Annotated in this window: 25 protein-coding genes; all 25 read left to right on the top strand. The window is 37.4% G+C overall.

Annotation, left to right across the window (positions count from 1 at the left end):
* Window positions 1-63 precede the first annotated feature (63 nt).
* The 25 genes from ISALK_RS09830 to mnmM all read left to right on the top strand — a co-directional run bounded on the left by ISALK_RS09830 (window position 64) and on the right by mnmM (window position 23,013).
* A complete protein-coding gene (locus ISALK_RS09830; protein ID WP_160721758.1) occupies window positions 64-1,128 on the top strand; it encodes a M24 family metallopeptidase in 1,065 nt (354 codons plus the stop codon).
* Window positions 1,129-1,224: 96 nt separating this feature from the next.
* Complete coding sequence (gene efp / locus ISALK_RS09825; RefSeq protein ID WP_160721756.1) at window positions 1,225-1,782, top strand: elongation factor P; 558 nt, start codon at window positions 1,225-1,227, stop codon at window positions 1,780-1,782.
* A 46-nt stretch (window positions 1,783-1,828) separates the two neighbouring features.
* The gene (locus ISALK_RS09820) at window positions 1,829-2,194 is read left to right on the top strand and encodes a CD1247 N-terminal domain-containing protein (protein ID WP_160721754.1); all 366 of its coding nucleotides are present in this window, start codon (window positions 1,829-1,831) and stop codon (window positions 2,192-2,194) included.
* A 167-nt stretch (window positions 2,195-2,361) separates the two neighbouring features.
* Entirely contained in the window at window positions 2,362-2,721 is a 360-nt protein-coding gene (locus ISALK_RS09815; protein WP_160721752.1) for an Asp23/Gls24 family envelope stress response protein, read from the top strand.
* Between the two features lie 40 nt (window positions 2,722-2,761).
* On the top strand, window positions 2,762-3,169 hold the full coding sequence (gene nusB / locus ISALK_RS09810) for a transcription antitermination factor NusB (RefSeq protein WP_160721750.1): 408 nt from the start codon (window positions 2,762-2,764) through the stop codon (window positions 3,167-3,169).
* 38 nt (window positions 3,170-3,207) lie between these two features.
* Window positions 3,208-4,428, top strand: coding sequence for an exodeoxyribonuclease VII large subunit (xseA, locus tag ISALK_RS09805; RefSeq protein ID WP_160721748.1), 1,221 nt, complete (start codon window positions 3,208-3,210; stop codon window positions 4,426-4,428).
* A 2-nt stretch (window positions 4,429-4,430) separates the two neighbouring features.
* A complete protein-coding gene (gene xseB / locus ISALK_RS09800; protein ID WP_160721746.1) occupies window positions 4,431-4,676 on the top strand; it encodes an exodeoxyribonuclease VII small subunit in 246 nt (81 codons plus the stop codon).
* 5 nt (window positions 4,677-4,681) lie between these two features.
* The gene (locus tag ISALK_RS09795) at window positions 4,682-5,563 is read left to right on the top strand and encodes a polyprenyl synthetase family protein (protein ID WP_160721744.1); all 882 of its coding nucleotides are present in this window, start codon (window positions 4,682-4,684) and stop codon (window positions 5,561-5,563) included.
* Between the two features lie 20 nt (window positions 5,564-5,583).
* Window positions 5,584-6,066, top strand: coding sequence for a divergent PAP2 family protein (locus ISALK_RS09790; RefSeq protein ID WP_160721742.1), 483 nt, complete (start codon window positions 5,584-5,586; stop codon window positions 6,064-6,066).
* A 670-nt stretch (window positions 6,067-6,736) separates the two neighbouring features.
* Window positions 6,737-7,327, top strand: coding sequence for a hypothetical protein (locus ISALK_RS09785; protein ID WP_201756892.1), 591 nt, complete (start codon window positions 6,737-6,739; stop codon window positions 7,325-7,327).
* A gap of 26 nt (window positions 7,328-7,353) precedes the next feature.
* Window positions 7,354-9,255, top strand: coding sequence for a 1-deoxy-D-xylulose-5-phosphate synthase (dxs, locus tag ISALK_RS09780; RefSeq protein ID WP_160721740.1), 1,902 nt, complete (start codon window positions 7,354-7,356; stop codon window positions 9,253-9,255).
* 11 nt (window positions 9,256-9,266) lie between these two features.
* Window positions 9,267-10,088 carry a TlyA family RNA methyltransferase gene (locus ISALK_RS09775; protein WP_160721738.1) on the top strand — a complete coding sequence of 274 codons (822 nt, stop codon included), beginning with the start codon at window positions 9,267-9,269 and terminating at the stop codon, window positions 10,086-10,088.
* A gap of 42 nt (window positions 10,089-10,130) precedes the next feature.
* On the top strand, window positions 10,131-10,580 hold the full coding sequence (locus tag ISALK_RS09770; RefSeq protein WP_201756891.1) for an arginine repressor: 450 nt from the start codon (window positions 10,131-10,133) through the stop codon (window positions 10,578-10,580).
* A 25-nt stretch (window positions 10,581-10,605) separates the two neighbouring features.
* The gene (gene recN, locus ISALK_RS09765; RefSeq protein ID WP_160721736.1) at window positions 10,606-12,297 is read left to right on the top strand and encodes a DNA repair protein RecN; all 1,692 of its coding nucleotides are present in this window, start codon (window positions 10,606-10,608) and stop codon (window positions 12,295-12,297) included.
* A gap of 55 nt (window positions 12,298-12,352) precedes the next feature.
* Window positions 12,353-13,132, top strand: coding sequence for a sporulation transcription factor Spo0A (gene spo0A / locus ISALK_RS09760; RefSeq protein WP_160721734.1), 780 nt, complete (start codon window positions 12,353-12,355; stop codon window positions 13,130-13,132).
* A 37-nt stretch (window positions 13,133-13,169) separates the two neighbouring features.
* Window positions 13,170-13,700: an NUDIX hydrolase gene (locus tag ISALK_RS09755; RefSeq protein WP_160721732.1), complete on the top strand. Its 531-nt coding sequence runs from the start codon at window positions 13,170-13,172 to the stop codon at window positions 13,698-13,700.
* Window positions 13,701-13,714: 14 nt separating this feature from the next.
* On the top strand, window positions 13,715-14,596 hold the full coding sequence (xerD, locus tag ISALK_RS09750) for a site-specific tyrosine recombinase XerD (RefSeq protein ID WP_160721730.1): 882 nt from the start codon (window positions 13,715-13,717) through the stop codon (window positions 14,594-14,596).
* 29 nt (window positions 14,597-14,625) lie between these two features.
* Window positions 14,626-15,798: a phosphopentomutase gene (locus tag ISALK_RS09745; protein ID WP_160721728.1), complete on the top strand. Its 1,173-nt coding sequence runs from the start codon at window positions 14,626-14,628 to the stop codon at window positions 15,796-15,798.
* A 23-nt stretch (window positions 15,799-15,821) separates the two neighbouring features.
* Complete coding sequence (locus ISALK_RS09740) at window positions 15,822-17,147, top strand: pyrimidine-nucleoside phosphorylase (protein WP_160721726.1); 1,326 nt, start codon at window positions 15,822-15,824, stop codon at window positions 17,145-17,147.
* Between the two features lie 91 nt (window positions 17,148-17,238).
* On the top strand, window positions 17,239-19,860 hold the full coding sequence (locus ISALK_RS09735) for a CBS domain-containing protein (RefSeq protein WP_160721724.1): 2,622 nt from the start codon (window positions 17,239-17,241) through the stop codon (window positions 19,858-19,860).
* A gap of 5 nt (window positions 19,861-19,865) precedes the next feature.
* Window positions 19,866-20,633: a segregation and condensation protein A gene (locus ISALK_RS09730; RefSeq protein WP_160721722.1), complete on the top strand. Its 768-nt coding sequence runs from the start codon at window positions 19,866-19,868 to the stop codon at window positions 20,631-20,633.
* A gap of 18 nt (window positions 20,634-20,651) precedes the next feature.
* Complete coding sequence (scpB, locus tag ISALK_RS09725) at window positions 20,652-21,191, top strand: SMC-Scp complex subunit ScpB (RefSeq protein WP_160721789.1); 540 nt, start codon at window positions 20,652-20,654, stop codon at window positions 21,189-21,191.
* A gap of 35 nt (window positions 21,192-21,226) precedes the next feature.
* A complete protein-coding gene (locus ISALK_RS09720; RefSeq protein WP_160721720.1) occupies window positions 21,227-21,940 on the top strand; it encodes a pseudouridine synthase in 714 nt (237 codons plus the stop codon).
* 60 nt (window positions 21,941-22,000) lie between these two features.
* On the top strand, window positions 22,001-22,426 hold the full coding sequence (locus tag ISALK_RS09715; protein WP_160721718.1) for a hypothetical protein: 426 nt from the start codon (window positions 22,001-22,003) through the stop codon (window positions 22,424-22,426).
* The gene (gene mnmM / locus ISALK_RS09710) at window positions 22,417-23,013 is read left to right on the top strand and encodes a tRNA 5-(aminomethyl)-2-thiouridylate-methyltransferase MnmM (protein WP_160721716.1); all 597 of its coding nucleotides are present in this window, start codon (window positions 22,417-22,419) and stop codon (window positions 23,011-23,013) included. Before ISALK_RS09715 ends, mnmM begins: the two co-directional genes overlap by 10 nt.
* Window positions 23,014-23,023 lie beyond the last annotated feature (10 nt).

Genomic DNA, 23,023 nt, shown 5'->3' with positions numbered 1-23,023 from the left:
CAAACCTTTGGAAATATGGTATGATAATTGTATTATGATTTTACCAATAGGAGGGACAGATATATGACAGAAGTTAACAGCATTCGCAAAATTTTAAAAGAAAAAGAATTAGATGGGATTTTAATCTTTAACCCGGAGAATCGTCAATATGTCTCTGGCTTTACAGGAAGTGCGGGATATGTTTTAATATCCGAAAAGGAACAGATTTTCATGACGGATTTTCGATACATAGAGCAGGCCAAGAAGCAAACGGAAGGCTTTGAAATTCTTGAAATCAGCCGAGATAATCCTGTTACGGACATTATTAATGGATATAAATTCAAGAATCTAGGTATTGAGGATGATTTTCTAACCTACGAACAATATTTAAATTTTAATGAAAAACTGGAGGCCACAGAATTAGTTCCTTTAAAAAGAGCATTAATCGAGTTGCGATCCGTAAAAACAAATGAGGAAATTTATAAAATTCAAGAGGCTGCAAAGATTACAGACAATGCCTACGAGCATATAATAAAGAAAATCCAACCGGGTATGCGGGAGATTGAAGTGGCCTTGGATCTGGAATATTTTATGAAAACGCAAGGAGCATCAAAGGTAAGCTTTGATATCATTGTCGCCTCTGGCCATCGTTCCGCTTTACCCCATGGGGTTGCTTCCGAGAAGACTTTAGAAAAAGGCGACATGGTCACCATTGATTTTGGTTGTGTTTATCAGGGCTACTGTTCCGACATGACGCGAAGCTTTGTTCTAGGTCAAGCAACCGAAAAACAAAAAGAGGTATATCATACGGTTCTAGAAGCTCAAAACACAGCCCTAGCGGCTGTCAAGCCAGGGAAAACCGGAAAAGAATTAGATGAAATTGCACGAAGTATTATTACAAACAAAGGCTATGGCAAATATTTTGGACACGGTTTAGGGCACGGGGTTGGACTTGAAGTCCATGAACTTCCCCATGTAAATCATTTAGGGGAAAAAGCCATGGAAGCGGGTATGGTTATTACCATAGAGCCCGGTGTTTATATACCTGATTTCGGTGGTGTCCGAATTGAAGATCTCCTCGCAGTGACAGAGGATGGTTATAAAGTGCTCTCTAACACCCCTAAGGAACTGATCGAAATTCCTTGTTAACCTTTATTACCAGCAAATCCAAACAGGGGATGCGTTTTTTACAGTTTAGTAATGAATAATTAAAAATATATTGTAAGTAAATTGGAGGTATACAAAATGATATCAGCAGGAGAATTTCGAAAAGGCGTAACCTTCGAAATGAATGGTGAACCCTATGTAGTACTTGATTTTCAACATGTTAAACCAGGAAAAGGCGCTGCCTTTGTTCGAACAAAATATAAAAACTTAGTTACCGGAGCCACGAAAGAAGGGGCCTTCAATCCGAATGACAAATTTCCCCGAGCTCATATTGAATCCAAAGAAATGCAATTCTTGTACAGTGATGGGGATTTGTATTACTTCATGGACAATGAGACTTATGAACAAATTCCATTAACCAAGGAAGATGTGGAGGATGCCATTAAGTTTTTAAAAGAAAATGACAGTGCTAATGTTAAATTTTATCAAGGTAAAGTTTTCCAGGTTGAAGCTCCTAATTTTGTTGAATTGTCAGTTGTGGAAACAGAGCCCGGTGTAAAAGGGGACACTGCATCGAATGTCACCAAAAGCGCTAAGCTAGAAACCGGAGCCACTATTCAAGTTCCTCTTTTCGTTAATGAAGGAGATGTGGTGAAAGTTGACACTAGAACAGGAACTTACATTTCAAGACTATAGGTTACAATGAGTTAAAATATAAAAAAATTATAAGGAGGCTATAACCATGGAACATTTATATGAAAAAGTAGCATATCTACGAGGCTTAGCGGAAGGTATGGAGCTAAAGGAAAGCTCTAAAGAGGGAAAAGTATTGCTGCAAATCATTGAAACTTTAGAAGAGTTTACCGATGCCATTGTAGAATTAGATGAAAATCAACTGGAACTTACGGACTATGTTGAAACCTTAGATGAGGATTTAGAAGATGTTGAAGACGAATTATATGAAGAAGAGTTGGACTCTTTAGAGATTCAGTGCCCGGAGTGCAAAGAAGTGCTTTTCATTGATGATGAAGATTTACTAGATGATGAAAATATTCAGTGCCCGGAGTGCAACGAAGAAGTTGAAATCGAGGAATCAAAAGAAAATTAAAGCTCCTTTTTCAAAAGTTCAATGTGAAAACATTGGACTTTCCTCTTTTTATAAACTCTTTAGAAACCCTTCGTGGGCGTAATCATGAAAAATAGAATTATTGTAAATCCAAAACCTCTTTGCTATAATTAAATAAGTGTTAAGGAGATATGGATTGGAGGACTTTGATGATTAATTGGAAGGTTACTAATGGAAACGTTTATATTTATGATGAAGTTTTAAAAGCTATCATTGCAGCTTCGGTGGAAGAAATTAAAGGGGTTGCAGGGTTGAGTCCTGGTTTTATGGAAGAAATCATCGAAGGGTTGGGGAAAAGAAACCATTCCAAAGGAATAAAAATCAGCGATAAAAATCAGCAAATGATCATCGATTTATATGTTATTATAGAATACGGAACTAAAATCCCAGATTTATCTTGGGAGATACAGCAGAATGTTAAGCGGTCAATGGAAAACATCCTAAACATTAAAACCAGTAAAGTAAATATTAATATTCAAGGAGTTCTTTTCCCAAATGATTCAAAATAGCGTCACAAATAATTGAAATAAAGGTATTAGGAGGCAAGTGATGAGTAGAAGAAGCGCACGGGAATTATGCATGAAGATATTGTACGAAATGGAGATAAAAAAGGAGTTCGATCGGAAGGTATTGATGACTAATGAAGAATACAAGGTTATCAAAACAGAGGAAGACTTGTATATGGAAAATGTAATTGATCACTTCATAAACAACCAAAGGATTGTGGATGAAATCCTGGAAAGTCATTTAACAGATTGGAAGCTTAATCGAATTTCAAAGGTGGACCTATCCATTCTACGGGTTGCCACGGTCGAAATACTTTTCATCCCGGAAATAGACAGTAATGTATCCATTAATGAGGCTATAGAAATCACAAAGTCTTACAGTGAAGATAAGTCAGCAAAATATATCAATGGGGTGTTAGACTCCATCGCTACTGAAAAGCAAAGTTCTTAATCAGTTAGTATAAATGTTATAAAGGCGGTTAATATACAATGGAGATTAGAAGTTTATCGGTATCTGAAGTGAATCGTTATATTGCCCGTTTGTTATATAGCGATCCCATATTATACAATGTAAAGGTTCAAGGAGAGTTATCCAGCATTCGATATCATCAAAACGGTCATGTTTTCTTTACATTAAAAGACGATACATCAAGCATCAAGGGCATGATGTTTTTTGAAGATGTATCAAGGTTAATCACCCCCTTGAAAGAAGGATTGCAAGTTGTGATCAAAGGCTCTATTACTGTATACGAAAAAAACGGCACCTATCAACTGAAAGCCGTAACCATGAAAGCCGACGGCTTAGGGCTTTTATATGAGGAATTCATGAAGCTGAAGAAAGATTTAGAAAAAAAGGGATACTTTAAAGATGAAGCCAAAAAAAAGCTTCCATTTTTGCCGAAAAATATTGGTGTAGTAACCTCTAAAAGTGGTGCTGCGATTCACGATATTGTTTCAATTGTTCAGAGGCGAAACCCCGGAACGAAAATCACTTTATTTCCAGCCTTGGTGCAGGGCCCCCATGCAAGCAAATCAATAAAAGATGGGATTGAGTACTTTAACTCTGTACGTAATAAAGAGAATTTAGACGTTTTAATCGTAGGGAGAGGCGGCGGAGCCTTAGAAGAGCTATGGGCCTTTAATGAATTAGAGGTTGTAGAAGCGATCCATCAAAGTCAAATCCCCATTGTATCCGCAGTGGGCCATGAATCGGATTACACCTTATCGGATTATGTTGCTGACTACCGTGCGTCGACTCCATCTATGGCTGCTGAGATACTGGTCCCGGATGTAGTTGAATTAGCTGAGAAACTAAAACTGAAAAAGCAGTCTATGGAATATTCTCTAAATAACAAATTTCAAAAAGAGAAAATCCGGTTAGACTTTTTAAGAAGCCGATTGATTTTTTTCTCTCCGGAAAAGATCATTCATCGTGAAAAAGAAAAACTGCTATATGCAAAGAGAAGATTCATAAAAACGATCAAGGAAGACATGAAAGCACGAAAGGTAACTCAACAGAATTTTCAAGTAAAAATCGATAGCCTAAATCCTTACACAGCCCTTAACAGAGGTTATGCCTTTGTAGAAAGTAAGAACGGAGAAATTCAAACAAAGATGGATCGTCTTCGCATAGATGAAGAATTATTCATTACCTTTCGGGATGGAAAAGTAAAAGTAAAAATCACAGAAATTGTAGGTAAGGAGGACTAGGCATGAATTCTACTGACAAAGAATCAGGATATGAAGAAATCTTAAAGAGATTGGAAGAAGTTATTGAAGCCCTAGAAGCTGAAGGTTTAGATCTTGATCAAAGCATAAAAATTTATGAAGAAGGGGCCGCTCTTTATCAAAAAGCTCAAGAAATGTTATCTTCTCGTGAAGAAAAAGCACTGGAAATCATCAATCTTTTAGAGGAAACTCAACCTCAAATGACTCTAGAAGATCTAAAGGAGGAATAACCCTAATGAAGGAAACTTTAAAGGAATATAACGAATTAGTCGATGAGGAGTTAAAAAAATATTTAAAAGTCCAAGATGAAAATAGTCGTATAGTATATGAGGCGATGCAATATAGTATATTTGCTGGCGGCAAAAGATTAAGGCCGGTTCTGTTAATGGCAACCCATGAACTTTTTAATGATAAGCACTCAGAAGCTCTTCCCTTTGCCGCGGCTATCGAGATGATTCATACGTACTCTTTAATCCATGATGATTTACCCGCCATGGATAATGATGATTATCGCAGAGGCAAACTTACTAACCATAAGGTTTTCGGTGAAGGGATAGCAATACTCGCTGGTGACGGGCTATTAAATAAAGCTTATGAATTGCTGTTAACTGAAATTGTTGAGGCTCAAGATCCTACCCTCCCAGCAAAGGCTGCAAAAACCATTGGTGATGCGGCGGGTGTTAAAGGAATGATCGGAGGACAAGTGGCTGATATCATTTCTGAGAATCAGGAAATCTCTGCAAAAGACCTTGATTACATTCATGCTCATAAAACCGGAGCGTTGATTGAAGCCGCCATGGTTTCCGGTGCCATTATTTCCGGTGCCCAACCCAAAGATATTGCCAACATCCGAAGGGTAGGGAAAAACCTCGGCTTGGCTTTTCAGATTAAAGACGATATTTTAGATATTATAGGAGATGAAAAACAACTGGGTAAGCAAATAGGCAGTGATGAAGCAAAGGAAAAGTCGACTTACCCCAAACTCTATGGACTGGATGCCTGTAAGAAAATGATACAAGAATTAACAGAAGAATCAAATGAAATTCTCGATTACTATTTACCAAAATCTGATTTTCTAAAAAAACTGAACAACTATCTAATGGACCGTGAGAATTAGCATATTGAGGAGGAAGCCTTGTGGAGTTTGTACATTCATTGTTTTCAAATGAATATTTGATTGTGGCCTTTTTGGCATGGTTTATTGCACAATCCATTAAAGTATTGCACACGTTGATACGAGATCGTCGTTTCAACTTATCCAGATTTGTAGGATCTGGAGGTATGCCCAGCTCTCACTCGTCCTTTGTTATGGGGCTTACTACAACCATAGGGCTAAATCATGGTTGGAATTCGGCAACCTTCGCAGTGTCCTTAGTTTTCTCTCTAGTAGTCATGTACGATGCCGCCGGGGTCCGAAGAGCCGTGGGTAAACAAGCAATAATCATGAATAAAATTATTGATGACTTACAATCCAAACGAAAAGATAAAAAATCGAAGGATCCCAAAGTTAAGTCTCAAATATTAACAGAAAAAAGATTAAAAGAACTCATCGGCCATACCCCTGTGGAAGTTTTTGCAGGAGCCATTCTAGGCATTATTGTGGCGAACATCGTAGTTTGATAAAACTCCTATATTATGGTATACTGAATGCATAAAATACAGTGGCACAGCACTCCAGTCAGTTAAGTTGGCTTTGAAGGCGGGGCTAAAAATCCGTCAAAGGGCACATCGATGAAGTTCTTAGTTTTGGCTGCCGACGCCCAGTCGGGGGTCAACTCTGAGAGTAAGGAGATGGGGGCGATCCACAAGGGCATGTGGGCGTTGACCCTCGCTCCGCGGAGACCAACTTGTTTATTCAAAGGGTGAAACCTACCAATTCTCGAGAGGGGTTGGTAGTGTAGCCTGCCTTGAGTGGAATAGGTGGATAGATCGATCAAATTCGATGCTTCAAGGGCCCGAAGGGTCGGATTATTGCTTTCTGAAACCTACTCTGCAAAAGAGGCTAAGAGTCCGCTTAACTGTTGAGGAAAACTCCTGGACTGTTCTTAACGAGGTGTATTTAGGATTACAGTACGGACTAAGTGGTAATCCAGTCTTACCTTTGGTGACAAGGTAAACTTCAATTTAATGGGAAACCACTGTAATGGCGACATACAGCATTGAAGGGGGAAATCCAACTGGACCTAAGCCGTAAAATTTACTAAATACACTGCCACTGCTTAGCTGATAGTATTATTACTATCAGCTTAAATTATATTACTATGATAATCAAACATATGGAGGAGAAGGATTGAAAAAGAAAATTCATAACAAGAAACACCGTTATTTTAATTATATATGGAAAAAATACAATTTAAAATGGGTTGTAGTGATTACAATATGGACATTTTTTCTAACCATATTATTCACAATAATTTCAGAAATTGTGTTGCAAAACACCCAGGCTTTATTATCATTTATTATTTTAATTTTCATTGTATTTTTAGGAGTATTTAGTGATATGATAGGGATTGCCATAACCGCAGCTTCAGATAAACCTTTCCATGCTATGGCTTCCGATAAAGTAAAGGGGTCAAAATATGCCATTAAATTGAAGAAAAACACTGGTGTGGTAGCGAACTTTGCAAATGATGTTGTTGGAGATATATGCGGCATTATCAGTGGAGTTGCCGGTGCTAGCATCGTCATGGAAATTGATGGGGTGAATCGCTGGGTCCTGACCGTAGCTCTAACAAGCTTTATTGCGGCTTTAACCGTAGGAGGAAAAGCCATTGGAAAAAACTTAGCGGTATATAAATCCCATGTAATTGTATTTACTACGGCTAAAGTATTAAATCGAATTAAGGAGAGTTTTGGAATAGACTTTCTAAAAGATAAATAAAGTAAAAACGAAAGAGAGTTGATAAAATGTATAAGTACTTAACGAACGTTAATTCGCCGGATGATCTGAAAGAACTTGATGAGATGGAAATTGAAAAATTGGCAAATGAAATTCGATTCTTTCTATTAGAAAATGTATCGAAAACCGGAGGGCACCTGGCCTCAAATTTAGGAGTCATTGAACTCACATTAGCAATGCATTCCGTATTTGATACAACAACGGACAAGATTGTATGGGATGTTGGTCACCAAAGTTACGTACACAAATTAGTCACCGGTAGAAGAAATCAGTTCGAATCCCTGCGGCAATATAAAGGTTTAAGTGGTTTTCCTAAGCGGGGGGAAAGTGTACATGATCATTTTGAAACAGGACACAGTTCCACATCAATTTCTGCCGCTTTAGGTATTGCTACGGCCCGGGACCTATCTAATGAAACTTACGATGTCACCGCGATAATAGGGGATGGTGCTTTAAGCGGAGGTATGGCTTTTGAAGCTTTGAATCACGTAGGTCAAAACAAAACCAATATCAACATTATATTGAACGATAATGAAATGTCTATTTCTGAGAATACCGGAGGGTTATCACAATATCTTGCTAAAGTGCGGGCAATGCCTGTATATTCAAAGGTTAAAGGCGATGTGGAAGCCCTAATTAACCACATTCCCGCCGTCGGTAAAAGCATGGTTAAAACCGCCGGAAAAGCTAAAGATAGCATCAAATACTTTTTTGTTCCCGGAGTTTTATTTGAAGAAATAGGAATTACTTATATTGGTCCAATTGACGGGCATGATTATGGAAGAATTCAAGAGGCTTTAAAAAGAGCAAAGGCTATTAAAGGACCGGTACTTGTGCATGTGCTAACGAAAAAAGGAAAAGGCTATATCCATGCGGAAGAAAGACCGGAAAAATATCATGGGGTGAGTTCTTTTGATATATCCACCGGAAAACCGTTGAAAGCTTCAAATAAAGTTTCTTTTTCAAAGGTTGTGGGTAGAACCCTGGTTGAAATAGCCGAAGATAATCCTAAAATCACTGCTATTACTGCTGCAATGCCCGATGGTACGGGGATCGCAGAATTCTCAGAAAAATTCCCGCAGCGTTTCTTTGATGTAGGCATTGCAGAACAGCATGCGGTAACATTAGCAGCCGGTCAATCAGTAGCAGGGCTACATCCTTTCTTTGCAGTTTACTCTACTTTCCTGCAACGGGGCTTCGACCAAGTACTCCACGATGTTGCTTTGCAAAATTTACCATTAACCTTACTTTTGGACCGTGCTGGAGTCGTAGGCGCAGATGGAGAAACCCACCAAGGGATTTATGATATTGGTTATTTATCTCTAATTCCTAACTTACAGATCCTATCGCCGGAAAACGGGACAGAACTGCATGCGATGATTAAATATTCTCTTGAAGCAAAAGCACCGGTTGCCATTCGATATCCAAAGGCGGATGCGCGAGAATGTGATTTTAATTCAGATATAAAAATAGCTAAAGGCAAAGCTAAAATCACAAAGCAGTATGGAGACGATGTGGTTGTCTTTGCATTCGGCCCAATTCATAAGAATGCAGAAGAAGCGGTGGAAAAACTTCGGGAGCAAAATACTAATGCCACTTTAGTAAACCTTCGGTTTGCTAAACCCTTAGACCAACAGACTATTATTGATTTAAGCCAAAAAGCTGGTAGGATATATACGATCGAAGATCATGCTCTAATCGGTGGTGTAGGAAGTCACATTGTCCAAGTTCTTAATGAGCATCAAATTTCCAAACCGGTATACCGGTTTGGATACCCGGACCATTTTATTCATCAAGGCTCCATCAGTGAAATTTATCAAGAGTACGGAATGGATGCAGAGGCCATAGCAAATAAGATTCTATCCGATGCTCGACCAAAGTTAAGAAATGTTAAGTCTTTTATGAAATAGGAGAGAAGGTTATGAAAAAAGAACGGTTGGATATTCTATTAGTGGACAAAGGCTTATTGGATAGCCGGGAAAAAGCAAAGCGAAGGATCATGTCCGGGACAGTCTTTGTTGATGGACAACGTTGTGATAAACCTGGAATGAAAGTAGCTCCAGAAGCTTCCATTGATATCAAAGGAAAATCCCTGCCCTTTGTAAGTCGTGGGGGGTTGAAACTAAAGAAAGCAGTGGAAGAGTTTGGGCTTGACTTGTCAAATACTGTTTGTCTTGATATCGGTTCTTCCACTGGAGGCTTTACGGACTGTATGTTGCAAGAAGGTGCTAGAAAAGTTTTTTCTATTGATGTGGGCTATGGACAGTTGGCTTATAAACTGAGGCAAGACCCGCGAGTGGTGGTAATGGAGCGGACCAACATTCGACATGTGACTTTAGCGGATATTAAAGAAAAAGCTGATTTTATCAGTGTAGATGTTTCTTTTATTTCATTAAAACTGGTATTGCCTGTTGCAAAAAAACTTTTAAAGGAAAATGGATGTATGGTTGTGTTAATCAAGCCACAATTTGAAGCTGGCCGAGGAAAAGTCGGTAAAAACGGTGTGATCCGGAATCCTCAAACTCACAGGGAAGTGCTTATTAAAGTTATAGACTTTATACAGGAAGAAAATATTGGTATTGCTCAATTATCCTTCTCCCCAATTCAGGGGCCAAAGGGAAATATGGAGTTTTTAGCTTATCTACAAAATCAAAATGATTATTGGGAGAAGAGTACCACAGAAGATAATGTAGAACGAGTTGTTAGCAAAGCTCATGATAATTTTGAAAAATCAAAAGTATAATCTCTTTACCAAATAAAAATCACTGATCATTGGGGGGGCATTATGAAATATACACGGCAAGCAAAAATTCTAGAAATAATAAAAAACAAAGAAATTGAAACCCAGGAAGAATTATCTGAAGAACTTAAGAAAATGGGTTTAAAGGTTACTCAAGCCACAGTTTCTAGAGATATTAAGGAACTTCGATTAATAAAATCTCTTTCAAAGAACGGACGGTATAAATACGCCACCTTAGAAAATCAAAATACGATTTTATCTGATCGTCTCATGCGCCTCTTTAGAGATTCCATTTTGTCGATTGATCATGCAGGGAATATCTTGGTACTTAAAACACTTTCTGGCGCTGGACAAGCTGCAGCCTCTACTATTGATGCTATCAACTATGAAGAAATTGTCGGTACCATAGCCGGTGATGACACGATCTTTGTTCTGATACGAGATGAAAAGAGTGTAGACGAAATAAAAGATAAGTTTAGAAGTCTTATGCAATAATATTTTTCCCAAAGGAGATATGGATATGTTAATGGAACTGGAAATCAAAAATTTTGCTTTAATTGATCATTTGCATATACGGTTTGATGATGGGCTAAATATTCTGACTGGAGAAACTGGGGTAGGGAAATCCATCATTATTAATGCAATTAAATTAACCCTAGGAGAACGTGCAGACAAAGATCATATTCGAAGCAAAGGGGAAAACACTTATTTGCAATCGGTCTTTTTAAAAAACCCCTTAGTAGAAGATCTGCTTACCAGTCTTGGATTAAATACTGATGAAGAGATTATAGTATTATCTAGAGAATTGTTGAAATCCGGTAGGAGTGTAAGTCGAATAAACGGTTCTATTGTAACCAATACCACGGTGAAAAACCTTGCAGATAACTTGATCGATATCCATGGACAGCATAACCACCAGTCTCTACTCAACAAACAAAACCATATTGATATTTTAGATGACTATGCTGGGGAGGAAATGAAAAGCCTTCGAAAAGACTTTCTTACCCATTATGAAGAATTTCAAATGCTTCAACAAGAAAAAAATAATTTGTCCATAGATGACCGGGATCGAGAAAGACAAATAGATTTATTACGTTTTCATATAGAAGAAATTGAATCTGCTGAATTGAAAGATGGGGAAGAAGAGGTTTTAATGCAGGATTATAATGTTTTAGCTAATAGCGAGAAAATATATGAGGTCATGGGTAAAGGTTATGAGAACTTGTATAATCTCAGAAATGCGAATTCAGTAATGGATTTGGTCTCTAAAACAGTTGAAGAATTTCATACTGTTGACAAATTTGATCCGCAAATTAAAAATTTCAGCAATCAACTAGAAGAAATACAGTTTCAACTGGAAGATGTTTCAAGGGAAATCCGTCAGTACTTCGAAAACATTGAATTTCCTACGGAAGATTTAGACCGTTTGAACCAACGAATTGCGTATATCAATGACATGAAACGGAAATATGGCCCTAGCATAGAAGATGTTTTAACCTATTATCAAAAATCCAAAGAAGAGTTGGATGGTTTGATCAATAGCAAAGAACGAATTGAAAAGATTTCGAAAAAACTACAGAAGAAGTCTGAAGTATTAAATTCGCTAGCATCGGCGTTACATAAAAGGCGCGTAGAAACTGCAAAAATCCTGGAAAAGAAAGTATCATCAACATTACAGGAACTAAACATTCCCCATGGTAGTTTTAAAGTTGCAATAGCGTCAAAAGATGGAGAGGATTTAAATCTTATTCAGAGTTTTAACCGAAAAGGTTTCGACGCTGTGGAGTTTCTAATTAAAACCAATCCCGGAGAAGTACCGAAATCTTTAGCCAAAATTGCTTCAGGGGGGGAAATCTCCAGGGTAATGTTAGCCTTGAAGTCTTTGCTTGCAGACATCGATAAAATCTCCTGTATGATCTTTGATGAAATTGATACTGGAATCAGTGGAGAAACTGCGAATTTGGTAGGAGATAAGTTGGAAGGAATCTCCACTAATCGTCAAGTAATTTGTATCACCCACTTACCTCAGATCGCCGCAAGAGGGTCTTTGCATTATAAAATTTACAAAGAAACCCATAGAGGTCATAACACCACTTATTTACAAGAACTAGGGAATGATGGTCGTATTGAAGAAATTGGTAGACTCTTAGGGGGCACATCTACAGCCATCACATTGAAGCATGCGGAGGAGTTACTCAAGATTAGAAGCTAGACATAAAGATTGCTTTTTATATTTGAGGCATACATTTTTAAAAGGGGGAAATAAATTGCATAAAAACAAGATAACTGTTGCTATTGCAGATGATAATGAAGAATTTTGCAACATTTTAGAAGAGTTTTTAGATAAACAGGAAGACATTGAGGTCATAGGTATAGCTAACGATGGATTAGAGGCTTTAAAACTTTTAGAAACGGAAAAACCCAAAGTCCTGATACTTGATATTATAATGCCCCATTTAGATGGATTGGGTGTTTTAGAAGAAATCAATCAAAAAAAAGAAAAACCCTATACTATTATGCTATCTGCCGTAGGACAGGATAAAGTCACAAAAAAAGCCATACAGCTTGGGGCGGATTATTATATTATAAAGCCTTTCGACTTCGAGTTTTTCTTAAAAAGAATCAGAGAATCGAAAGAAGAATTACTTTCATACGAAAATCCCAAGCAGTCCATGAACCTCACTCAGGAAGAGATTAAAAACATTGAAAAGATGGCATCGGAGTTGATCCACACTCTTGGTGTTCCGGCTCATATTAAAGGCTATTCCTATTTAAAAGAAGCAATTATCATGGTAGCAAAAAAACCGGAATACTTGAACGCAGTCACGAAGGAACTTTACCCGGGCCTGGCAAGACAGTTTGATACAACTCCAAGTCGTGTAGAACGGGCCATTCGCCACTCTATTGAAGTAACATGGAATCAAGGAGAATCAGAAAAAATTAAAGAGTTTTTAGAACATTTGCCAAAATTCAAAAAAAACAACAAGAAGCCTACCAACTCGGAATTTATTGCAGTTCTCGCTGATAAAATTCGATCACAGCGATAATTTAAACTTTTTTAGACACAATTAAGGGGAGGGAATAATGAAGAGACAAGAAGAAACCTTAAAAAGCGAAAGAATCTATGAAGGGAAGGTCATTAATTTAAGAGTTGACACCGTCGAGCTTCCGGATAAAAAATATTCAAAGCGTGAAATTGTGGAGCATTCCGGAGCTGTAGGAATTATTGGAATCAATGACAAGGGGCAGGTTGTCTTAGTAAAACAGTATCGTAAGGCTGTGGACGAGTTTCTTATAGAAATTCCCGCCGGAAAAATGGAACCTAAGGAAGATCCTGAAGCCTGTGCAAAGCGAGAATTTAAAGAGGAAACAGGTTATGAGGCCAATGATTTTAATGCCGTAGCTCAATTCTACACAAGTCCGGGCTTTTCCAATGAAGAAATTTATCTATTTGAAGCGAAAAGCTTATGTAAAGGTACCGCTGAACCGGATGAAGATGAGTATATTGAGATTATTGAAATCTCTTTTGAAACCGCTCTTGAGAAAATTAGTAACGGAGAGATTAAGGACAGTAAAACAATTTTGGCTATTTTACTAGCTAAAGAAACCCGATAGAAAGGAATTGCTATATGGAGCATATATTACAAGATTACATTATGTACTTACAGGAAAAAAACCTTGCTCAAAATACGATAAAGTCATATGAACGGGATTTGAAAAAATATTATTACTTTTTGAAAGAACAAAACATCGAAGAATTCAGTTTAACAAATCATACCACCATCCTTTCCTATTTGCTGAAGTTGCAAAAAGATAGTAAGTCCAGTTCTTCTATATCTCGATACATTGTTTCAATTCGAAAATTCTATGACTATTTATGCAAAAATCAGTTTCTTAGACAAAATCCTATGGACGAAATTAGTGGACCCAAAGCATTCAAAAAAATCCCTGAAGTACTTTCTTTGGAAGAGGTTAACCAATTAATGATGCAACCTCAATTAGACACTAAAAAAGGCATTCGCGACAAAGCCATGCTTGAAATTCTTTATGCTACCGGTATTCGAGTTTCCGAATTAATCTCTTTAGATATAGAAGATGTAGATTTAGAAATGGAGTATATCCGTTGTTGCAATGGAAATAAGGATCGTACGATCCCTATGGGCAAACATGCACTAGAGGCATTAAAATCCTACATAATCCACGAAAGAAAGGATTTCTTGAAAAACGAAGAGGAAAAATCATTGTTCCTGAATTATTCCGGTAAAAGATTGTCCCGACAAGGTTTTTGGAAGATTATCAAGGGATATACAAAGACGATGAACATCAGTAAGTCGATTACTCCCCATACCTTAAGACACTCTTTTGCCATTCATTTAATCGATAATGGGGCAGATCTCAAATCAGTACAGGAAATGCTTGGACATTCTGCCTTAGCAACGACCCAAATGTATATTGATTTTAAGAAAAATAAAATTAAAGATGTATATTTAAAAAGTCATCCGCGGGCTTAATACGCGGGATTAATAAAGGAGGGATTGTATTGGTTAATCGAATCGTTTTACTCATATTAGACAGTGTTGGAATTGGAGCACTTCCCGATGCAAAGAATTTCAACAGTGAAGGCGCTAATACCCTAGGAAATCTTTTTGAAGTTCACCCCGACATTAATTTAAATCATTTTTTAGAATTAGGTCTTGGGAATATAGAGGGTATTGATTATCTCCCGGAAAAAAAAGATCCCCAAGCCGCCTATGGCCGTGCAATGGAATATTCCAACGGCAAAGATACCACTACGGGTCATTGGGAAATCGCAGGAATTCACTTGGATGAACCTTTCAAAACCTATCCTAATGGATTTCCCAAGGAAATAATGGATGAGTTTGAAAAACGCACCGGTAAAAAAGGAATTGGAAACAAGCCGGCTTCAGGAACAAAGATCATCGAAGAGCTCGGTGAGGAACATCTTAGAACAAAAAATCCGATTGTCTATACTTCCGCGGACAGTGTTTTTCAAATCGCCGCTCATGAAGAAGTAATTCCCATCAAAGAACTTTACGAAATGTGTGAAATAGCAAGAGATATTATGACAGGTAAACATGCTGTAGCTAGAATTATTGCGAGACCCTTTATCGGAAGTTTAGGCTCCTTTGAACGAACAGCAAACCGAAGGGATCTTTCCTTATCCCCCCAAGAGAAAACAATCTTGGATTACACTTTAGATGGAGGATACGATGTAATAGGTATAGGGAAAATCGATGACATTTATAACGGTCAAGGCATTAGTAAGAAAATAACTTCCAAAAGTAATCTACAGGGAATCGATAAAACGATCGAAGCCATTAAAGAAAATACGCAAGGAATCATTTTTACAAATCTTGTGGATTTTGATTCGAAATTTGGTCATCGGAGAGATACCAAGGGTTATAAAGAAGCTCTTGAAGAGGTAAACAAACACTTGCCGGATTTGTTAAACACTTTAAAAGAAACGGACGTACTTATAATTACGGCTGATCATGGGAATGATCCAACTTATCAAGGAACCGATCATACAAGAGAATACGTTCCACTACTGATTTACGGGCAGACTATAAAACAAGGAACAGATCTAGGGACTAGAAAATCATTTTCCGATATTGCGGCGACTATTTCTGACTTGCTTAAAATAGAAAAACCCAAGAATGGTAAAAGCTTTGCAGATAATATACTGAAGTAGATTGTATAAGAGGTGATAATGAAATGGAAATGATCGATATACTTTACAAAAAGAGAAACGGTGAAGAGTTAAGCAAGGAAGAAATTAAATACTTTGTAGAGGGTTATAACAACGAACGGATCCCCGACTATCAAATGAGTGCTCTATTAATGGCTATCTATTTTAAAGGAATGAACAAAGCGGAAACCGTAAACTTAACCAATGCAATCATTAACTCCGGAGAGACCATTGATCTGTCTATGATCAAAGGGCTTAAAGTGGATAAGCATAGCACCGGCGGGGTAGGGGATAAAACCACGATTGCTCTAGGGGCCTTAGTTGCCGCAAACAATGTTCCTGTGGCCAAACTTTCAGGCCGAGGGCTAGGACATACCGGGGGGACAATTGATAAACTTGAAGCGATACAAGGGTTTTCGGCGGATTTAACAATAAAAAAATTTGCTGACCAAGTAAATAGTATTAAGTTCTCCTTAGGAGGGCAGACGAAAGATTTGGCCCCGGCAGACAAAAAACTTTACGCCCTTCGAGATGTAACTGCCACCATTGATAACATCTCGCTGATCGCCAGCAGCGTAATGAGTAAAAAACTGGCTTCTGGAGCTGATCGCATCGTATTAGATGTAAAAACCGGAAGTGGCGCTTTCATGAAAGATATTGACCAGGCCTTTGAACTTGGTAGAGCTATGGTGGACATTGGTAATGGTGTAGGTAAAAACACGGTGGCTGTTGTAACGGACATGGAACAACCCTTAGGCAATACCATTGGTAACGGTATCGAAGTCCGTGAAGCCATTGAGTTGCTTCAGGGAGAAGGTTCAAAGGATCTATTAGAGCTTTGTCACTATCTAGGAAGTTATATGTTATTGCTTGCAGAAAAAGTTGGAAGTTTAGATGAGGGAATGGAAAAAATACAAGAAGTTATCGATAATGGGAAAGCCTTAGATGTTTTTAAGTCCTTTGTACAAAGTCAAGGAGGCGACATAAAGTTCATAGAACAACCGGAATTACTCCATCAAACTCAAGATATATACGAGTATAAAGCTTTGTCAGAAGGTTATATCCACCGATTGGATGCAGAGTTATTAGGAAAATCCGCCTTAACCCTTGGAGCCGGTCGTTTAGATAAATCTACAAAAATCGACCACAAAGTTGGATTACAACTTGAAAAGAAAATTGGGGACTATGTAAACAAAGGTGAAACAGTAATAACTGTTTTTTACAATGATAAAGATAAACTTGATGGAGCCCTTGAACTATTACAAGAATCCGTGTATATATCCGATGCAGAAAAAAAACCTCGAAAAATCATACACGGTGTTGTAACAGAAAATGAGGAAAAGAGGCTATAATAGCCTCTTTTTTTAATAGTTTTTCACAGGCAATTGTTGTGGAAAATAGGAAATGTGTTATAATTTTTAGTAGATAGAATTGAAGGATGTGGTGACAATTAAGCTAATAACCAGTCATGAGAATTTAGATTTTGACGGCCTTTCCAGTATGATTGCCAGTAAAATTCTGCATCCGGAAGGTTTCTTGGTGTATTCCGGGAAACTAGATAAAGAAATTAAGAGCTTTATAAACCTTTACAAATATTCCCTGCAAATTTATAGCTACAGCGAAATCAACCTTGAAGCCGTTGATTCATTAATTATCGTCGATACAAACTCTAAAAATCGGGTAGGACCGTTTAAAAAACTATTAAATAAAGATTTAGATATCACGATATATGACCACCATAAGCCGACGCAAGAGAGTATCGCTGCATCGAAAATGGTCATCAAATACTATGGCTCATGTACCACGATTTTATTAAAAAAGATTATTAAGCAAAATATTGAAATCACTCCTTTTCAGGCAACGCTTTTTTTATTGGGTATCTACGCAGACACTAATTGTTTGACTTTTAAAAACACAACTCACCATGATGCAGAAGTGGTTGCTTACCTATTTCGAAAGCAGGCAGATTTAGATATTGTTAACGAGTACTTATATGAGTTTACCAATGAAACCCAGGATAAACTGCTCATGACCCTCTTGACAAACTTAGAACGGGTGGAAGTGAAAAAATATCACGTGTATTTTGCTTTTTCAGAACACGATGAATATATAAATGGCTTAAGTAATATCGCCAGCAAGATCACTCATATTAAAAATACCGATGCACTGTTTATCATATCAAAAATGGAAGAGAAAACCTATGTTATTGGACGAAGTCTAGAGGATGATATTAATGTAGCTGAGATTTTAGAAGCCTTTGATGGCGGTGGTCATCGTAGGGCAGGTTCTGCTTCGGTGAAAAATATGCCTGCTAGGGAAATAAGGGAAAAAATCCTCAAATTATTAAGGGAAAAAATCACTCCTCAAGTCAAAGCAAAAGATATTATGAGTTATCCGGTAAAAACTTTACTCGAAGATATGACAGTGGAAAAAGCTAATCGCATAATGCTTAGATATGGTCATACAGGTATGCCGGTTGTAAAGAATGATCGACTGATTGGAATTATCTCCAGGACTGATTTAGATAAAGCGATGATCCATGACCTTTCCCATGCACCGATTAAAGGTTTTATGAAACAAAAAGTGGTGACCATTACTCCTAGTACCAGCATCAACGAGATTAATGAGCTTCTCTCTAAACATAACATCGGTCGTCTACCGGTAATGGAAGGAGAAAAAATCGTAGGCATTGTCACAAGGACCAATCTTTTGCAACAAATCCACGGAGATTCCATCCCCCGATGGTATAAGTCCAATTATGACCAATCCTATGATTTCTTAGATGTTCGAGAAAAAATCCATCACCTGCCCCAAGATATGGTCTCCCTTATAGAAGTGGTTAAAAAGGTTGCAAAAGAAGAAAACACAAAGGTATTTATCGTCGGTGGATTTGTAAGGGATCTTTTATTAAATCGGAAAAATTTTGATTTGGATTTTGTTGTAGAAGGGGATGCGATTAAACTTGCTGAAAAAGTCAACAAACGTCTGCAAGGGCGTCTGGTCACGCATAAGAAGTTTCAAACCGCTGTTGTAAAGCTGCCACAACAACCCCATATTGATTTTGTTTCTGCAAGAAGGGAATACTATGAATACCCTGCAGCCCTACCGAAAGTTGAAAAATCAACTATATGGAATGATTTATTCCGAAGAGACTTTACCATCAACTGTATGGCTATAGAACTTAATGGGGAAAAGGAGTACCAGTTAATCGATTATTTTAGTGGCTTAGATGACCTCTCTGATGGTTTGATACGCGCTCTTTATAACTTAAGCTTTATTGAAGATCCCACAAGAATTTTCAGAGCGATCCGATTTGCTTCAAGACTAGGCTTTTCCATTGAAGAGGAGACGAAAAAATTCATTTTACAAGCTGTAAATGATCATATGATCAACAAGCTTAGCCAGGATCGAATTAGAGAGGAGATTCATGGGATTTTCAAGGATGAAAATCTCATCAACAGCCTAGCGTTGATGAAGGAACTAAATATTTTTAAAAGTTTGAATCAGGGACAGGACATTTCCATGAAGGAAATTCAAAAGATCGAAAATATTCCTAATACCTTAGAAGTCTTTAATACAATTAAACGGGAGGATATCCGTTATGCTGATATTATTGTACAGCAACTGCTAAGCGGTATTCCTATGGAGTTGATACCCAAAATTATTAATAACTATGTCAGCTATCGCCAGTCTTACCATGGAATTATCGAGGGTTTACGTAAAAAAAACAGAGTATACTCCATCTTGTGGTCTGAGAATGTGGACCTTTATGAGGTGTATGCTTTGTTAGAGTTTGCCACAGATGAAATGCTTATTTTTTATTATAATGATTGTGAAAACAATGATATAAGACACTATTTGCTATACTATAAATTAAAACTGCAATCCATTAACACTATAATCACCGGTCAGGATCTTTTAACCCTGGGTATAACACCCGGACCTTTATTCAAACGAATTTTAAAAGAAGTATTAAAAGCAAAGGTTCAAGGCTATATTTACACAAAAGAAGATGAAATGGCTTATGCAAAAAAACTGTACAAAAATTATTTGGAAATGAGTTGAGGCAAATGGAAAGCAATAAAACAATGACCTCCTATGAAGTCAACTTAGAAACTTTTCAGGGTCCTATGGATGTTTTAATGCATTTAATTGAAAATCAGAAGGTGGAAATCTACGACATTCCTATTGTGAAAATCACTGATCAATACCTCTTGTATTTGTCACAAATGAAAGAATGCGATTTAGATGTCACCGGAGACTTTTTGGTGATGGCGGCTACACTGATTGATATTAAATCAAAGATGCTACTTCCAACAACTCATACATCAGAAGAAGAGGAGGAAGACCCAAGAACCGATCTTGTGGAACGTTTGATTGAGTATAAAAAATTCAAAGGAGCTGCTAAAACTTTAAAAGAACGTGAAAATACATTAGAAATCCGTTTTTTTAAAACCCGTGATGATTTAAGTTTTCTCGAAGTTCCTGTCGAGAAGGACGAAGACTTTAGTCATATTACGGCTACGGACTTAATGAATGCTTGGGAAAAATTGATGGTCAAAAAGAATACAGAAAAAAGCAAGACCAACCCCTTTGACTCGGTTCAAAAAGATCCTGTGACCGTGGAGGAAAAAGTACAAGAATTAGTAAAGCGTTTAGAAAAGGAATCTCAAATTCTCTTTGAAAAAGCATTTGAATACTCTATGGATAAAATTCACCTGATCACTACTTTTCTAGCAATACTGGAATTAGCAAAAAACCGTATCATCTTTATAAATCAAAACCAAAAGACCTGTAGTATTGTTTTACGCCTTCGAGAAAAAGCGATAACTCTATAAAGAGGTGAAAATGTGAAAATGCAGAATTATTGTGCCATCATCGAAGCGATTCTCTTCGCATGGGGTGATACCTTAGAAATAAAAGAGCTCGGAAAGATTTTAGAGTTAAATGAGAAAGATACGAAAGAGATTATCAATGAATTACAAGAGGAATATAAAATGGGAAACCGGGGCATTGAGCTTATTAAAATCGGGACTACACTTCAATTAACAACTAAAGAATCGGCTTATCCCTATATCAAAAAATTACTTCCCGGGGACCAAAGACGCTCTTTATCCAGAGCCACCATCGAGACATTAGCCATAATCGTCTATAAACAGCCCATCACGAAAAGTCAGATAGAGAAAATACGGGGCGTAAAATGTGATAAACCCCTTTCAAATCTAATTCAAGAAAATTTGATCTATGAAAAAGAAAGGTTAAACACTATTGGACGACCCATTATTTATGCTACTACGGAGTTTTTCTTAAAAAAATTCGGGTTTGAAAACCTTCAAGATTTACCGGATCTTTCAAGTTTTGAAGAAGGTTTATATTCTAGTAAAGAAATGAAGTAATCCTGGATAAGTTTAGGAATGTTAGGAGGAAGCTTGTGAGGTTACAAAAGTATTTAGCCCATTGCGGTGTTGCATCAAGAAGAAAGAGTGAAAAATTAATCGAAGAAGGCTTAGTGACTGTGAACGGAAAAGTTATTAAGGAAATGGGTTACATAGTTACCGTTGGTGTTGATCAAGTTGCCTGTAATGGGGAAGCTGTGACTCTAGAAGAACAATCTATATATATTATGCTTAATAAGCCGGAAGGGGTGATCACCTCCTCCGATGATCAGTTTAACCGGAAGACGGTTTTGGATTTTGTGTCTACAGATTATCGTGTTTACCCCGTAGGAAGATTGGATTATGATACATCGGGGTTGATTTTACTGACTAATGATGGGGAATTCGCCAATCTTATGACTCACCCAAAGTATAAAGTATCTAAAACCTATCACGCTTTAGTAAAGGGAGTTCCCAAGGAAGAAGGTATTAAAGCTTTTGAAAAGGGAATACTTATTGATGGATCCTACACACAGCCAGCTTCATTGAAAATTCTTAATTGCAATGACAATAGTTTGCTGGAAATTACCATCACCGAGGGAAGAAATCGTCAAGTTCGTAAAATGTGTGATGCCATCAGCCATCCGATAGTTAAACTAAAGCGAGTGGCCATTGGTAATATTGTATTAGGAACTTTACAAGAAGGAGACTGGCGTTACCTTAAAGAAGAAGAAAGTGAAGCACTGAAAAGTAAACCAACTTGCAAGTAATGGTTACAGAGTCTATTATTCTTCATTGTTCGCTAGACAGAAAGGAATAGGGGGGTTATAATGTTAATGATTAGAAAGATCGACAAGGAAGATCAGGTCACTTTTCTGGATTTTTGTAAAAAAGCAAATGTAATAGAGTCCCTTGATTCACCAGAGATTTTTTGGGGGATTTTTAATAGCCATCAACTTCAGGGTTACGTGAAAATTGACTTGCAATCTTTGTCTGTCCCTTTGATTCAAGACCTCCAAACAATGGATCATCTTGAATCCTCAATTATTGAAGGCCTCTTAAGAGGAGCGTTTCACTATTGCTATTCTAAGCAAAATGATATAATTGCCATTAATGATTTAAGTTGGCTAAAAGCCCACTTGACAGAAGCACTGGAGATTTTAGAAAAAGAGTCTAACAATAATTCCGGTTCATATTTGTTGGATTTGAATAAGTTTTTTAACAAACCATGTAAAGGAAGTTCCCCATGCCAATAAATTCCATTCTTCGCAGCACAGAAATTACGAAAATTTTATTAGATCAAAAACTTGAGAACGGCGGCACAGCCGTAGATGCTACCATGGGAAATGGTAAGGACACCCTGTACTTGTGCCAACGGGTTCTACCAAACGGAAAGGTTTTTGCCTTTGATATACAAGAAAACGCTTTGAATAATACATTGAAACTATTGAAAAAGGAAGCTTTGGGTACTTACATTGGTTCGCAAATACATTGCATTTGTGATTCCCACGAGTATTTCGATCACTATATTTCCGAGTCGGTAGATGTATTCATGTACAACCTTGGATACTTACCAGGCAGTGATAACTCTATTATAACGAATCCCACCACCACGATTAAGTCTTTAGACTTGGCATTAACCATGTTGAAAGTGGGAGGAATCATTTCCATTATTGTTTACTATGGCCATTCCGGAGGGATGGAAGAAAAAAAAGCCTTAGAAGAGTATTTAGGAGATATTTCAAGTGAAGAGTATAAAATTTTCCAAGGCACAATGCCCTATAACGACCATTGTCCACCAATAATTTATATGATAGAAAAATCAAGACAGAAGAAACAATAATCAATTTAAA

It is taken from the genome of Isachenkonia alkalipeptolytica, assembly GCF_009910325.1.
Lineage (GTDB): Bacteria > Bacillota > Clostridia > Peptostreptococcales > T1SED10-28 > Isachenkonia > Isachenkonia alkalipeptolytica.
Note: the sequence above shows the minus strand (reverse complement) of the source record. Positions and strands in the feature narration are given on the sequence as shown.